Source organism: Aquabacterium sp. (assembly GCF_016195855.1).
Classification (GTDB): Bacteria; Pseudomonadota; Gammaproteobacteria; order Burkholderiales; family Burkholderiaceae_C; genus Aquabacterium.
In genome coordinates, this window is the sequence record NZ_JACPYU010000012.1 from 200536 (window position 1) to 214987 (window position 14452).

Genomic DNA, 14452 nt, shown 5'->3' on the forward strand with positions numbered 1-14452 from the left:
CACTCCGAGACTCTTACATCGGAATGCTGACAGAAGGGATTCCACCAAGTGGAAGGAATAAAGGCGGGTTCGTGTCGTATTTCTCGGAAGCTGGTTCCGAGGAACGAACCCGCTCAGCTCAGCAGGCGCGCAGGGTCGGCGTCGAGCTTGGCCAGCGCCTCGCGCGTGGCCCGGGTGGTCAGCGGCTCGTCCTCGACCGGCACGAGCAAGCCGGCCTGCAGGAAGGCAGCCAGGCGGTGCAACTGGAACAGCACGCCGCGGCCATTGGGCGACACAAACAGGATCAGCTGCTTTTGCAGCCCCTGCCAGGCCAGCTGGACCGATTCGGTCTGCCCGCGGTAGTCCAGCTTGAACCAGGCACCGACCTGCAGATCACGGGCCCAACCCAGCATGGCGGGCGTCGGCATCGTGCCGCCTTCTGCCACGATCTCCAGGTTATCACTCTCATGTCCAGACAAGTCACGCAATGTCTGCTCATCCAGCTCGATGTCACCGATATCGGGCAACACGTCGGAAAGGGACTCCAGGCGGTCGGTGACCGCCTTCAGGTGCGCCGCCGACAAGGCCGCCGAGCGGGCCGAGAAGGCCGCCGCCAGGGCCGTGTTGAGCGACTGGATGTGTTCGTCCTGCTTGTCGACGGCCACGCCGGAGCGGGCCATGCCTTCACGCACGGTTTTCAGCAAGGGTGGCAGGCGCATCAGCACGTCGGCACGCTCTTCACGCGAGGTCTTGGCACTGGCCGACCAGATCAAATCGGCCGCCGCCTTCTTGAGGGCGCGGGTTTCATCGCTGGACTGGCTGGTCTGCACGGCGTTGTGCGCCAGCACGTCGGCCCAGACCTTGAACAGGAACTCGCGCACGCCTTCGTGCACGGGCACGCCGTCGAGCATCTTGCGCAGCTCGATGGTGTACTGGATGGCGTAAGTCTCACGCTGCTCGACCTGCTGCGCCAGCGAAACCCCCTTGCGGCTGGCCTCGTTGTGCTCGCGGAAATAGCTCTCCAGAAAGCGCTCGAACTCGGTCAGCACCGTCTGGAACACGCGCCGGCCGGTATCGGGATAGGCCTCCACCACCTGCACGATGCGCTTGATTTCGCGGTGCAAGGCGTCGTCGTGCTCTTGCGCGCCAGACACAAAACCCATCACGCAGGCGCCCATGCGGTCGATCAGCACGCGCGCGGGGTGGCTGGTGGTGGCGAAAAAGTCGGGTTCACCAACGGCCACGCGCAACACGGGCATCTGCAGGCGGGCAAACCACACGCGGATGCTGGCGGGCAGCCGCTCTTCCTGCAGGATGGACTGGAACAACAAGGCCACGATCTCGATCGTGGCGCGCTCCACCGGGGTGGAGGCAGCCTGCTTCAGCGCCTGCTTGCTGTGCTGCAACTCCTGCAACAAGGCCGCCGGAGTGCCGGTGGGCAAGCCCTGCTGGCTGTCCACATGGTGGCGCACCACCTGGTCCACCGCCGCAATGGCCTGCCCCAGCGAGGGGCTGAGCGCCACGGGCGCCTGCACGGGCGCGGTTGGCGCAAACCCCGGCACCTGGCGAGACACCACCTGGTTGAGCTTGCTGAGCACCACCTGCTGCTGCGCGGAGGCGCGCATGCCCGGGGTCTCGGTCAGCATGTGGGTCTCGTCGTAGGCCTGCCCCAGAGGCTGCAGACCGCTGTTGCCAGCCGGCGCCGCGGGGGCGCGTGCCGCCCCGGGCCTGTTGGCTACACCTGGGCTCTGGATGGGCGCGCCCAAGCCACCAGGCGCGGTTGCGCGAGCCTGGCCACTGTCACGTGTGCGTTTGATGAAGGGGCGCAGGTCGATTTCAGGCCGCACCCCGTGGTCCAGCAGCACCCGGTTGGCGTGGTGGTAGGCCTCCTGGGCCCAGTGCGACACCTCGTTTTGCAACACCGTCTGCAAGGTCGCCCAGTGCGCGATCGTCATGCCAGCCGCCAGCCAACCCTCGACCACACCTTTGGCCAGCCACTGGGGCGCCAGCACATCCACCTGGCCATTGGCGGTGTCCACCTGTCCACCCACGGCCTGCAGGCGCGCGTTGAGGTCGGTGTACTCCTGGCCCGTCAGGTCCGACACGGCTTGCGACAGGCGCGAGGCCGTGAGGTCGCGGTCCATCTCGCTGTCGTCAACCAGGCTCAGGGGGATGTCGATCTTGGGCTCGCCGTTGCCAAGCGGCCGCAAGCTGACCGGGCGCCCGGTGCGCAGATCGCGCAGGGCGTCGTGGATGCGTTTGTCGATTTCGGCCTGCCATGTGGCCGTGGCGCGGGGCAGGTCCAGCACCACGTCCTGGCGGCGCTGGCGCAACGTGGCCTCGGCCGACTGCATGGACAGCATCCGAGCGCCCTCCAGCGACGCCTGCACCAGGGCACCAACGCCTTTGGCCAGAGACTCCAGAAAGCAGACGCGGGCCGTCAGCGCCAGCGCTCGGTGTGAACCAACAGTCATGGATGTGGCAGTAGTTCAGCCGACCGGGTGACAGCCTTCCCGGCCAAGCTGGATTGATTCAATACTGCCAAAGACTCTACACCACCGCGCCAGCGTGCGGATCGTTGGGATCGAGGTCTTTTTTACCCGTTTTAATCAGATCATCGCGTTTAACGCCCAGCCACATCGCGATGGCCGCGGCCACGAAGACCGAGGAGTAGATGCCGAACAGGATGCCGATGGTCAACGCCAGGGCAAAGTAGTGCAGCGTCGGGCCGCCGAAGATCAGCATGGCCAGCACCATCATTTCGGTACAGCCGTGGGTGATGATCGTGCGGCTCATGGTGCTGGTGATGGCGTGGTCGATCACCTCGGGCGTGCTGAGCTTGCGCATGCGGCGGAAGGTTTCACGGATCCGGTCGAAGATCACCACCGATTCGTTCACCGAGTAGCCCAGCACCGCCAGCACCGCCGCCAGCACCGAGAGCGAGAACTCCCACTGGAAAAAGGCGAAGAAGCCCAGGATGATGATGACGTCGTGCAGGTTGGCGATGATGGCCGCGACCGAGAACTTCCACTCGAAGCGCATGGCCAGGTAGATCATGATGCCCAGCACCGTCACGCCCAGCGCCAGGGCGCCGTCATGGGCCAGTTCGTCACCGACCTGCGGGCCGACGAATTCACTGCGTTGCAGGTTCACGGGCTTGGCGGCACCGGCCTGGCAGACCTGGGCGGGGCCCTTGTCGGCGTCCTGCGTGGTGACCTGGCCACCCTCGGCCGCACACAGCGCACCGAAGACCTTGTTGACCACTTCGCCTTGCTTCATGCCGCCGCGCAGAGGCAGGCGGATCAGCACATCACGCGATGAGCCGAAGTTCTGGACCTGCACCTCGCCGTAGTTGAGCTTGTCGATGGCGGTGCGCACCTTGACCAGGTCGGCGCTCTGAGCGTACTGCACCTCGATCAGCGAACCGCCGGTGAACTCGATGGACAGATGCAGGCCACGCGTCACCAGGAAGAAGACGGCGGCCGCAAAGGTCAGGAACGAGATCGCGTTGAAGATCAACGCGTGGCGCATGAAGGGGATGTCGCGCTTGATGCGGAAGAATTCCATGTTGTGTGCTCCCTCTTATTCCTGAGCTTTCCAGACCTGCCCGATGGACACGCTCTTGAGCTTCTTTTGACGGCCATACCAGAGGTTGACCAGACCGCGCGAGAAGAACACGGCGGAGAACATCGACGTCAGGATGCCCAGGCAGTGCACCACGGCAAAGCCCTTGACCGGGCCGGAGCCGAAGGCCAGCAGGGACAGGCCTGCGATCAGCGTGGTCACGTTGGAGTCCAGAATCGTGGCCCAGGCATGCTCGTAACCGGCCGCGATCGCCGACTGCGGCGCCGAGCCGTTGCGCAACTCTTCGCGCACGCGCTCGTTGATCAGCACGTTCGAGTCAATGGCCATGCCCAGGGTCAGGGCGATGGCGGCGATACCCGGCAGCGTCAGCGTGGCTTGCAGCATGGACAGCACGGCCACCAGCAGCAGCAGGTTGACCGACAGCGCGATGGTCGAGAACACACCGAACAGCATGTAGTAAAAGACCATGAACACCGTGATCGCGGCAAAGCCGTAGATCAGGCTGTTGAAGCCTTGGGCGATGTTCTCGGCACCCAGGCTGGGGCCGACGGTGCGCTCTTCGATGATCTCCATGGGCGCAGCCAGCGAACCGGCGCGCAGCAGCAACGCGGTGTCATTGGCTTCTTCGGTGCTCATGCGGCCGGAGATCTGCACGCGGCCACCACCGATTTCGCCACGGATCACGGGGGCCGTCACGACCTCGCCCTTGCCCTTCTCGAACAAGAGGATGGCCATGCGCTTGCCCACGTTTTCGCGGGTGATGTCACGGAAGATGCGCGCGCCACGGGCGTCCAGCGTCAGGTGCACGGCGGCTTCGTGGTTCTCGTCGAAACCGGCTTGCGCATCGGTCAGGTTGTCACCCGTCAGGATGACCTGGCGCTTGACGATGACGGGCAGGCCGCCACGCTCCAGATAACGCTCGTCGCCGAAGGGCACGGCCCCCGCGCCACTCAGCGCGGCTTGCGCCTCGGTGCTGTCATCGACCATGCGCACTTCCAGTGTGGCGGTGCGGCCGATGATGTCCTTGGCCTTGGCGGTGTCCTGCACGCCGGGCAACTGCACCACGACGCGGTCCGCGCCCTGCTGCTGGATCACCGGCTCGGCCACGCCCAGTTCGTTGATCCGGTTGTGCAGGGTGGTGATGTTCTGCTTGATGGCCTGATCCTGGATGGCGCGCTCGGACTTGGGGGTCAGCTTGCCGACCAGGGTCAGGTCGCCGGACTCGTCGGTGCCATCGGTCCAGACCAGGTCGAGCAGACCATCGTTCAGCACGGGGCGGGCGGCCTTGCGACCGGCCTCGTCACGCAAGCGCACGATGACGGACTGGCCGTCACGGCGGATGCCGCTGTGGCGGATGTCCTTGTCGCGCAACAGCGAGCGCATGTCGCCGGTGATGCTTTCGAGCTTTTGCGTGAGCGCCGCCTTCATGTCCACCTGCATCAGGAAGTGCACGCCACCGCGCAGGTCCAGGCCGAGGTACATGGGCTGGGCATGCAGGGCACGCAGCCACGAGGGCGAGCGCGACAGCAGGTTCAGCGCCACGATGTAATGCGGGTCGGTGGCATCGGGGTTGAAGGCGCGCGTGATGATGTCGCGGGCCTTGAGCTGGGTGTCCGTGTCATTGAAACGGGCACGCACCGAGCTGCCGTCGAATTCGACGAAGTCAGCCGACAAACCGCCCTGCGTGAGCGCCGCCTTGACCTTGTCCACCGCCTCGGTATTGAGCTTGACCGTGGCCTTGCCACTGGAGAGCTGCACGGCCGGCGCTTCACCGAAGAAGTTGGGCAGGGTGTAGATCAAGCCGATGAACAAGGCCACGGCGATGATCAGGTATTTCCACCAGGAATAGCGGTTCATGAGGTCCTCTAGAGGCGACGGCGTGTCGGTCTTCTTGTTTACTTGTAGGTGCCCTTGGGCAGGACCTGAACAATGGCCACGCGCTGCAGTTGCAGCTCCACGCCATTGGCCACTTCCACGCTGACAAAGGTTTCACCGATCTTGGTGATCTTGCCGATCACGCCACCTTGCGTGACCACTTCATCGCCCTTGGCCAGGGCGTCGAGCATGGACTTGGTCTCTTTCTGGCGCTTCATCTGCGGGCGGATCATGACGAAGTACAGGACCACGAACATGAGGACCAGGGGCAGAAAGCTCATCAAACCACCCTGCGCACCAGCGGCGGGGGCAGCGGCCTGGGCATAGGCTTCGGAAATAAACACGGCAATATCCTTCAAACAAAGGGCCGAGGCACCTCACTCGACAGAGTGACGGGCGCGCCGGCCAAAACCGATCGATTGTATGCCGCGGGCGTGACATCTCACCCGGGTGCTTACCGCTGGCCGCTACAGCAGCGGCCAGCAAGGTTTACAGCACGTACTTGACCAGCGGGTGGGCGGTCAGGCCGCGGTAGATGTTGTCCAGCTGGGTGCGGCTGGTGGCCGTGACCGTGATGGTCAGGCCCAGGTAATTGCCACTGCTGCTGGGGCGGCGCTGGATGGTGCTGGCGTCAAAAGCCGGGTCGTGCTCGCGCACGATGGCGACCACGGCATCCACGAAGGTTTCCTGGTGCGCGCCCATCACCTTGATCGGGAAAGCACAGGGGTATTCAATGAGCGACTGCTCGGGCGGGATGTACGGGTTGGCGGGGGTGTGATCTGGCTGACTCATGTCGGCCTCCTTCTTCTACAAAATCCGGTGCGAAACGACTTACTGGATGCCCAGGCGAACGGCATCCCACATGCGGCCCAACCAGCCTGCGCTGGGGACAGGCTCCAGGGCCTGCAAGGGCAGCGTCTGCCAGGGCTGGCTGCCCAGGGTGATCGTCAAGGTGCCCACGGTCTGCCCCAGGGTCAAGGGCGCCATCAGGGGGTCATTGCGCGTCAAACTGGTCTGAACGGTGCGGCCCTGGCCGCGTGGCACCACCACCAGCACGGGGTGGGTGGCACCCAGGCGCACCGTGCTGGACTGGCCCTTCCAGACCCGGGCGGTGGCCACGCTCTGGTTGGCGTCGAACAACTTGACCACATCAAACGCACTGTAGCCCCAGTTGAGCAGTTTCTGGCTCTCGTTGGCACGGGTTTCAGGCGAGACGGCGCCCAGCACCACGCTGATCAGGCGCCGCTCGCTGCCCTGGGCTGTGCGGTGCGCCGTGGCGACCAGGCCGTAGCCGGCGGCTTCGGTGTAACCGGTCATCAGCCCATCGACCGTCGGGTCACGGTGCAGCAGCAGGTTGCGGCTGAGCTGCCGGTAGCCGTTGTAGCTGAACTCTTTCAAACTGAAATAGGCCAGTGCCTGGGGGTAATCGGTGATCAGGCGCGCGGCGATGAGCGACAACTCGCGCGCCGTGCTGACGTGCCCGCGGGCGCTCAGACCCTCGGGGTTGGCGAAGTGGGTGGCCTTCAGACCGAACACCTGGGCCTGGCGGTTCATCATCTCGACAAAGGCCTCGACCGAGCCGGCCACGCCTTCGGCCAGCGCCACGGTGGCGTCATTGCCGTTTTGCACCACCATGCCCTTGATCAGGTCATCCACCTTGACGCGGCTGTTGACGTCCATGAACGAGCGCGAGGCGCCGCTCATGCCAGTACGCCAGGCGCGGTCCGAGATGGCCAGCTCCTTGGTGGCGCTGAGCTTGCCGTTTTGCAGCGCCTGGAAAACCAGGTAGGCGCTCATCAGCTTGGTCAACGAGGCCGGCTCGACTGGGGTGTCGGCATTGCGGGCCGCCAGCGTCTGGCGCGAGCCCATGTCCTGCAGGATGAAGGCGCGCGCGGCGATTTCAGGCGGCAGGGGCATGGCCACGGTGGGCTGGGAAAACATGCCGGACGCCACGGGCGCTGGGGCGGGGGCGGGGGCCGGCGCGGCGTTGGTAGTGGTGGTGTTGGTGCTGGAACCAATGGGCGCGGCCTTGCCGGCTGCCGCGGCCTGCGCAGGCAAGGCGCCCAGCATCAAGCCCGCCAGCAGCGCCAGGCCGCACAGGACGGCGCGTGGCGAGGTGATCGAAGCAAAGCAGGACTTCAGGGCGTGGGTCATGAAAGCGTTGGGTAGAGGTATGCGTCGATATGGGTGCCTGCGACCGGAAATGCAAGGCCAGCAGGCCTGGGCGTCTGCAAAAAAACTCCGGACGGCACCGGTCGCACAGAGGCTGCAGGTGTGAACAGGGTCAGACGGTTTCAGGCGCGGCGGCCTGCAAGTGCCGCAGCACCACCTCGCGCAGCCGCGTCAACTGCCCATGGTAGAAGTGCCCGGTCCCCGGGATCACCGTGACCGGCATCGCCTGCGGGCGCGCCCAGTCCAGGATGCTGCCCAGCGGCACGACATCGTCCTGCTCGCCTTCCACCACCAGGGTGTGCGCAGGCACCTGCGGCACCTCGAAGCGCGACACGGCGGGGCTGATCAGCACCAGCTGCGCGGGCACCTGGATGGCGGGCTGGTTGGCGGCAGCCTGCGCCAGGCGGGTGTAGACCTGCGCGGCCACATAGCCCCCAAATGAGAAGCCGGCCAGCGCCACGGGCAGGCCACGCACGTCCGGATCGGCCTGGAAATGGCCCAGCACGGCCATCATGTCCACGGTCTCGCCGCGCCCTTCGTCCCAGCTGGATTCGGACTGGCCGACGCCCCGGAAGTTGAAGCGCACGGCCCGCCAGCCGGCCAGCACAAAAGCGCGCACCAGGGTGTGGACCACCTTGTTGTCCATCGTGCCGCCCATCAAGGGGTGTGGATGCGCGATCACGGCCAGGCCGATGGGTGGGGTCTGAGGGTCTTCAACCACCACCTCGATCAGGCCGGCTGGCCCGTCGATGGTGCTGGAGGTGGGGCGTCCAAGCATGGTTCTAGATGGCCGCGCTAACTCAACGGCCCACGTCTGGCGGCAACACCAGGCGCTCGACCACTTCGCCCTTGATCAGGTGGCTGTCCACGATCTCGTCGATGTCGGCCTTGTCCACGAAGGTGTACCAGGTGCCTTCGGGGTAGACCACGGCCACGGGGCCACCGGCACAGCGGTCCAGGCAGCCCGCCTTGTTGACGCGCACCTTGCCCGGCCCGCTCTGGCCGGCGTCGGCGATGCGGCGTTTGCAGTGATCGAAACCTTCCTTGGCCGCATGGTCGCCGCAGGAGGCCTCACCATTGATGCGCTGGTTCAGGCAGAAGAAGATGTGGCGCTGGTAATAGCTCATGGGGGCATTTTAGGTGTTCACTCGAGGGCATCGGGATGATGGGTTTCTCGGCCCGCCAGGCGCCCGATCAGCCAGACCAGGGCCACATAAGGCCACAAGATGCCCATCCAGCGCGACAGGCCATGGAAACGGATGAAGCGCCCGTTCTCCCATTCCTGAAGTGTTTGCGCATAGTAAGGGTCCATCGGGGCCAGATGGATGAGCCCGATCAAGGACAGCACCATCAGCACCCCCAGCACCGCACAAGTGCGTCGAGAGCAGCCCACCAGCACGGCGCCGCCGAACGCGCCCAGCAACATCCCGATCGCAGAAGGCAAGGTCAACCAGCTGAACGCGTGGGTCGGCCCGAAATTGAGGCCCGCCGACAAGGCCGTCACCCCCATGCCCAGCAGCACCAGCACCGACATCAAGGCCAGCCGCAGCGACCGTGGCCGCGCCACCGCACAGGCCACGCACATGGGCACCAGCAGGCCGGTGGTGGTGGCCAGTGTTTCCACCACGGGCAACCAGCTGGATGACACCACCGCGGAGTGGAACGACGCCCACATGGTCAGCGGGTCAGCGGGCAAGATCCAGGCTTGCAGGGGCGTGTCCTGCGTCCACTCCACCAGGGTGATGCGCACACGCGGCAACAACTGGCCCTGCCCCAGCGGCCAGGGCGTGGGAAACAGCAGCCCCAGGGGCCACATGGACAGCAAGGCCAGGCCATGGCCAGCCTGGGGAATGAACCAGCGCTCGCGCAGGCGGTGCCACAGCTCGACCAGGCCCAGGGCACTGAGGGTCAAAGCCGCCAGCGCCCCCCAGGCCATGCCCAGGGTGTTGAGCATCCAGTCGGTGATGGAGGGCACGCGCGCCGGCAGCGTGTACTGGGTCAACTCCACCAGGTAGGACACGGCCGAGCCGGCCAGCACCGTGAGCACGGCCGCGGCCAGGGGGCCTCTGCCGCTGCGCAGGTGCGCAATGCCCATGATCAGGCCGAAGGGCAGGTAACCCAGGATGTTGGCGACCAGGTCGTTGGCCACCTCGAAACCCAGCTTGGGCAGCAACCAGTGGAACACCTGGCTCTCAGGCCAGCGCCAACCGCTCCAGGGAAACAGCGAGGCATACACGATCAGGGCCGCCGCCACCCAGGTCAGGGGCCATGCGGAGCTGCGGTGCACGGACATGCGTCAAGACCCGCGTCAGGAGATCGCCGGCTTGAGCACCACCAGGCACACGATCGTGGCAAACAGCAGCACCGACACCTCGTTGAACACGCGGAACCAGCGGTGGCTGCGGCGGTTGGCCAGGGACTCGAAATCGCGCAGGATCTTGCGGCAAACGTGGTGATAGCCCACGACGCCTATGACGAGGATCAACTTGAGGTGCAGCCAGATTTGCCCGCCGCCCTTGCCCATGCCAAAGTACAGCCACAGCACGAGACCGAAGACCAGCGCCGGCACCATCAGCAGGCTGCTGAAGCGGTAGAGCTTGCGGGCCATGAGCAGCAGGCGCTCGCGCTCGGCGTGGCTGTCGGATGGCACCATGGCCAGGTTGACAAACAGGCGAGGCAGGTAGAACAAGCCGGCAAACCAGCTGGCCACGAAGATGATGTGCAGGGCCTTGACCCAGAGATAGGCGTTGCTCATGGTGGGATTATGAACAGCAGCCTGCACCGGCCCGGGTTACCAAATGCCTCGGTAGAAAAAAAAGAGCCCCGGCGCGAGCCGGGGCTTTCAAGCCTTAACGCTGTCATCACGGTAAGGCACCTGCTCAGGGAGGAAAAGCAGGGAATGAAGGCCTTGCGGCGTATCATTCAGGAACAATTATAGATGGGATCGGGTGGCATGTCTCTAAGCCATGTCCGGAAAAACCCTTTTCGGACGTGTTTTTTTGCGCGCTTTGCATTCCTTCACAGATTTTTAACGTCCGACCAAAATGAACTTTTCGCAGCATTTCCCCCACCATCGCCCCCGTCGCCTGCGCAAAGATGAGTTCACTCGTCGCCTGGTAAGAGAGCACACACTCACATCCGCCGACCTGATCTACCCGGTGTTTTTGTTGGACCAGGACGACGGCTCGCAGCCCGTGCAATCCATGCCTGGCGTAGCCCGTTTGGGCCGTGGCCCCCTTTTCGCGGCGGCCGAGCGTTGTGTGGAACTGGGGGTGCCCGTGCTCGCCCTGTTCCCGGTGATCGACAGCAGCCTGAAGACCCCGGACGGGCAGGAAGCCCTGAACCCCGAAGGCCTGGTGCCGCGCACCGTGCGCGAGTTGAAGAAGCGCTTCCCTGAACTCGGCGTGATGACCGACGTCGCCCTGGACCCGTTCACCAGCCACGGCCAGGACGGCCTGCTGGATGACACGGGCTACATCCTCAATGACGAGACCGTGGCCGTGCTGACCCGCCAGGCCCTGGTGCAGGCCGAAGCCGGTGTGGACATCGTCGCCCCCAGCGACATGATGGACGGCCGCATCGGTGCCATCCGCAACGCCTTCGAATCGCAAGGCCTGATCCACACCCGCATCATGGCCTACAGCGCCAAGTACGCCAGTGCCTTCTACGGCCCCTTCCGTGACGCCGTGGGCTCGGCGGCCAACCTGGGCAAGAGCAACAAGAAGGTCTACCAGATGGACCCGGCCAACAGCGACGAGGCCCTGCGCGAGGTGGCCATGGACATCGCCGAGGGCGCCGACATGGTCATGGTCAAGCCCGGCATGCCCTACCTGGACATCGTGCGCCGCGTCAAGGACGAGTTCAAGGTGCCCACGTTTGCCTACCAGGTCAGTGGCGAGTACGCCATGATCAAGGCGGCCGCCCAGAACGGCTGGCTGGACCACGACGCCACCATGATGGAGGCGCTGCTGGCCTTCAAGCGCGCCGGCGCCGATGGCGTGCTGACCTACTTTGCACTGGACGCCGCCGAGAAACTCCGCGGCTGATCGCGCGGCTGAACCCTCGCCGGAAAGCCCCGGCAAATCGCATAAGCTCTCGGGTGGAGACCCGGGAGCCGGTAGTGCGCTTTTTCCTGATCAACGACAACTTCACCGAACTGACGGACTGGCCCAAGGCCCTGCCGGCCCAAGGCTTTCTGTGGGTGACGACCAGCCGGCGCGTTTTTGAAGTGCAATTGCCCCAGGTGCAGCAGCACCTGCATCGCCTGGCCGGCGGCACGCTGGTGGACCTGCACATCTCCGACCTGCTCAACCCGCAACTGCCCTCGCAGTACGACTACACCTCGTGGTACGACCTGCTGGTGTTCCGCCGCCTGGCCGCCGGCCACGGCACCGAGCGCCTGTTCCTGGACGAGGAACGTGGCACCGCATCCAGCGCGCGCCAGGCCATGGCGGCCATCGACACCAGCCCCGTGGGCTTTGCCCTGTTCGACCGCGTCCTGCTGACGGTGCACCCGGCCGATTGCTCGGTGCGCGACTTCTTCGAGGCGCGCCTGAGCCAGATGATCCCGCACCCGCCCCGCCACGACGCGCAGGACGTGAGCGTGCTGGCGCAAGGCCCCAGCTATGCCAGCGAGGCCGCGCAAGCCGGTTCCGGCAACGCCGACGCGCAAACCGATGACAACGTGCTGCCACCCGTGCACGATCACGGCCTGGACAACGCCCAGGTGCCGCGTCACGAAGGCCGGGGTAGCACCTCCCGCCTGCCGCCCAACCCGGCCGACCTGATGCTGCGCATCGTCAACCACATGGTGGACAGCTACCTGGACCTGCGCCGCCTGCTGACCAAGCAGTTCGGCTACCTGCAGCAGGAGCTGCTGAGCAACCGCAACCAGTTCACCAACTGGCAGGCCCTGCTGGACTCGCGCAACACCCTGCACATGCTGGAAGACACCTGCGAGGACCAGCGCAGCGCCGTGCAGGAATGGATCGATGCGCTGGAAGAGTGGCCCATCCCCGCCGAGGCACAGGCCGCGCGCGAGCGTGAACTGCTGCGGGTGCGATCCAAGGACGTGCAGGAGCACATCGAGCGGGTGCTGGGCCATGTGCGCCGGCTGGAAAGCTCGGCCGAAAGCGCCGTGCAGATGCACTTTTCGGCACAGGGCAGCCGCACCAACGACATCATGCGCACGCTCACCGTGCTGACTGCCGTGTTCCTGCCGCTGAACCTGATCACGGGCGTCTTCGGCATGAACTTTGATGCCCTGCCCCTGATCCATGCCCGCGTCGGCTTCTGGATTGCCTGCGGGCTGATGGCTCTGGTCGGCCTCGGCCTGGTGTGGTGGTTCCGCCGCCAGCGCTATCTGGGTGACTAGCCTGGGTGACTAAACCTTGTTGCGCATGACCTCGCGCGCCAGGCACAGGTCATCCCAGGCCAATGCCTTGTCGGCCGGGCTGCGCAGCAGATAGGCGGGGTGATAGGTGACGATCACCGGCACGCCTGCCACCTCATGCACCCGGCCGCGCAACTTGCCGATGGGTTCGGTGGACTTGAGCAAGGACTGCACGGCAAAGCGCCCCATGGCCAGGATGACCTTGGGCTGGACCAGCGCGATCTGGCGCAGCAGATAAGGCTCGCATTGCGCGACCTCCTGCGGCTGCGGATTGCGGTTGGCCGGCGGGCGGCACTTGAGCACGTTGGCGATGAAGACCTGGCGGGTGGCCTCGGCCTCGGCGCGGGTGAGGTCCAGGGCGGCCAGCATGCGGTCGAGCAACTGCCCGGCCCGGCCCACGAAGGGCTCGCCTTGCTTGTCTTCCTGCTCGCCGGGGGCTTCGCCCACGATCATCCATTGCGCCTGCTCGTTGCCGACGCCGAACACGGCCTGGGTGCGGCTCTGGCACAGGCTGCAAGCCTGGCAAGAGGCCACGGCGTCGCGCAGGGCGGGCCAGTCCATGGTCTCGACGCCCACGGGGCGGGGGCCCAGTGGCACCTCGGTGGGTTTGGCGCTGGGGGCGCTGGAGGTGCGGGCGGGTGCGGCAGGTGCGCGCCCTGCAGGCCCTGCCGGGCGTGCGCTCGGCTGAACGGGCAACTCGCCGGCATCGGCCAGGCCTGTCGAGCCCGCGGCACGCTGGATCGCTTCTTCGGCCACCGCGGCGATGCGGCGCATGGGCTGATCTGGATCGGCCGCCTGGGGCGCGGCGGCTTGCGCGGGCGGCGCCTCGCTGGGCTCGGCTTCGACGGGCCAGAACGGGGGGATGCCGATCTCGCGCAGCATGGCGCGCTGGCGTTCAGTCCAGCTCATGGCGCACCCCGTTGAGCAGGTCGATGTCGCGCTTCATGACCAGGGCGTCTTCACGCCCCTGGGCGGCGGGGTAGTAGTTCTTGCGCACGCCCACCTCGATGAAGCCTTCGCGGCGGTACAGCCCCCGGGCCGGCTCGTTGCTGGGGCGCACCTCCAGCCAGAGCAAGGGCGCCTGGCGTTGGCGGCAGCGCGCGTACAGCACCGACAGGAAATCGCGTGCCACGCCCTGGCCATGCAGGTCACGCGCCACCGCGATGTTGAGCAGGTGCACTTCGTCCACGCCGTCCATGGCCACGCACACGGCCACCACGCGGCCAGAGTCGGCCTCGCAACGCACGCGCGCCCAGTAACCGGCGCGCATGGACGAGCGGTAGTTGTCGTCGCTCCAGGCGTGAACGGGATGCAGGCAGGCCTCGCGCTCCATGGCCATCACGGCCGGGATGTCGGCCTCGGTCATGGGGCGGTCAACGTAGCGGGTCTGCAAGATCGTCATGTCAGGAGTGGGGGCGAAGGCCGAATCATGCCCGAACTACGGGCCGT

The 14452-nt window shown here is 65.8% G+C and carries 14 protein-coding genes; 2 read left to right on the forward strand and 12 right to left on the reverse strand.

Translation table 11 applies throughout. The features are described from left to right. Positions 1 to 113: 113 nt before the first annotated feature. The 10 genes from HY019_RS10985 to HY019_RS11030 form a co-directional block, all read right to left on the reverse strand. Complete coding sequence (locus HY019_RS10985; RefSeq protein WP_290691947.1) at positions 114 to 2453, reverse strand: DUF1631 family protein; 2340 nt, start codon at positions 2451 to 2453, stop codon at positions 114 to 116. A 76-nt stretch (positions 2454 to 2529) separates the two neighbouring features. Further along, positions 2530 to 3546: a protein translocase subunit SecF gene (gene secF / locus HY019_RS10990; RefSeq protein ID WP_290691949.1), complete on the reverse strand. Its 1017-nt coding sequence runs from the start codon at positions 3544 to 3546 to the stop codon at positions 2530 to 2532. Positions 3547 to 3561: 15 nt separating this feature from the next. Further along, positions 3562 to 5421 (reverse strand): protein translocase subunit SecD, encoded by a 1860-nt coding sequence (gene secD, locus HY019_RS10995; protein ID WP_290691951.1) that lies wholly within the window; start codon positions 5419 to 5421, stop codon positions 3562 to 3564. Positions 5422 to 5459: 38 nt separating this feature from the next. Next, positions 5460 to 5783 (reverse strand): preprotein translocase subunit YajC, encoded by a 324-nt coding sequence (gene yajC, locus HY019_RS11000; RefSeq protein ID WP_290691953.1) that lies wholly within the window; start codon positions 5781 to 5783, stop codon positions 5460 to 5462. A gap of 145 nt (positions 5784 to 5928) precedes the next feature. Next, the gene (locus tag HY019_RS11005; RefSeq protein WP_290691955.1) at positions 5929 to 6231 is read right to left on the reverse strand and encodes a DUF493 family protein; all 303 of its coding nucleotides are present in this window, start codon (positions 6229 to 6231) and stop codon (positions 5929 to 5931) included. A 39-nt stretch (positions 6232 to 6270) separates the two neighbouring features. Beyond that, the gene (locus HY019_RS11010; protein WP_290692036.1) at positions 6271 to 7380 is read right to left on the reverse strand and encodes a D-alanyl-D-alanine carboxypeptidase family protein; all 1110 of its coding nucleotides are present in this window, start codon (positions 7378 to 7380) and stop codon (positions 6271 to 6273) included. A 343-nt stretch (positions 7381 to 7723) separates the two neighbouring features. After that, positions 7724 to 8389, reverse strand: coding sequence for an alpha/beta hydrolase (locus tag HY019_RS11015; RefSeq protein ID WP_290691957.1), 666 nt, complete (start codon positions 8387 to 8389; stop codon positions 7724 to 7726). A gap of 22 nt (positions 8390 to 8411) precedes the next feature. Beyond that, positions 8412 to 8738, reverse strand: a complete 327-nt coding sequence (locus HY019_RS11020) for a (2Fe-2S) ferredoxin domain-containing protein (RefSeq protein WP_290691959.1) — start codon at positions 8736 to 8738, stop codon at positions 8412 to 8414. A gap of 17 nt (positions 8739 to 8755) precedes the next feature. After that, on the reverse strand, positions 8756 to 9904 hold the full coding sequence (locus HY019_RS11025) for a VanZ family protein (RefSeq protein WP_290691961.1): 1149 nt from the start codon (positions 9902 to 9904) through the stop codon (positions 8756 to 8758). A gap of 15 nt (positions 9905 to 9919) precedes the next feature. Beyond that, positions 9920 to 10366, reverse strand: a complete 447-nt coding sequence (locus HY019_RS11030; protein WP_290691963.1) for a CopD family protein — start codon at positions 10364 to 10366, stop codon at positions 9920 to 9922. A 289-nt stretch (positions 10367 to 10655) separates the two neighbouring features. Between HY019_RS11030 and hemB the strand changes: the two genes are divergently transcribed. Together hemB and HY019_RS11040 are read left to right on the forward strand one after the other, a co-directional pair. Then, a complete protein-coding gene (gene hemB, locus HY019_RS11035; RefSeq protein ID WP_290691965.1) occupies positions 10656 to 11657 on the forward strand; it encodes a porphobilinogen synthase in 1002 nt (333 codons plus the stop codon). 74 nt (positions 11658 to 11731) lie between these two features. After that, a complete protein-coding gene (locus HY019_RS11040) occupies positions 11732 to 12985 on the forward strand; it encodes a magnesium transporter CorA family protein (protein ID WP_290691967.1) in 1254 nt (417 codons plus the stop codon). A gap of 9 nt (positions 12986 to 12994) precedes the next feature. On the opposite strand, the gene HY019_RS11045 is transcribed toward HY019_RS11040, so the two are convergent. Both HY019_RS11045 and rimI read right to left on the reverse strand, forming a co-directional pair. Further along, on the reverse strand, positions 12995 to 13912 hold the full coding sequence (locus HY019_RS11045) for a uracil-DNA glycosylase (RefSeq protein ID WP_290691969.1): 918 nt from the start codon (positions 13910 to 13912) through the stop codon (positions 12995 to 12997). Beyond that, entirely contained in the window at positions 13899 to 14405 is a 507-nt protein-coding gene (gene rimI, locus HY019_RS11050) for a ribosomal protein S18-alanine N-acetyltransferase (RefSeq protein ID WP_290691971.1), read from the reverse strand. Before rimI ends, HY019_RS11045 begins: the two co-directional genes overlap by 14 nt. Between the last annotated feature and the right edge of the window lie 47 nt (positions 14406 to 14452).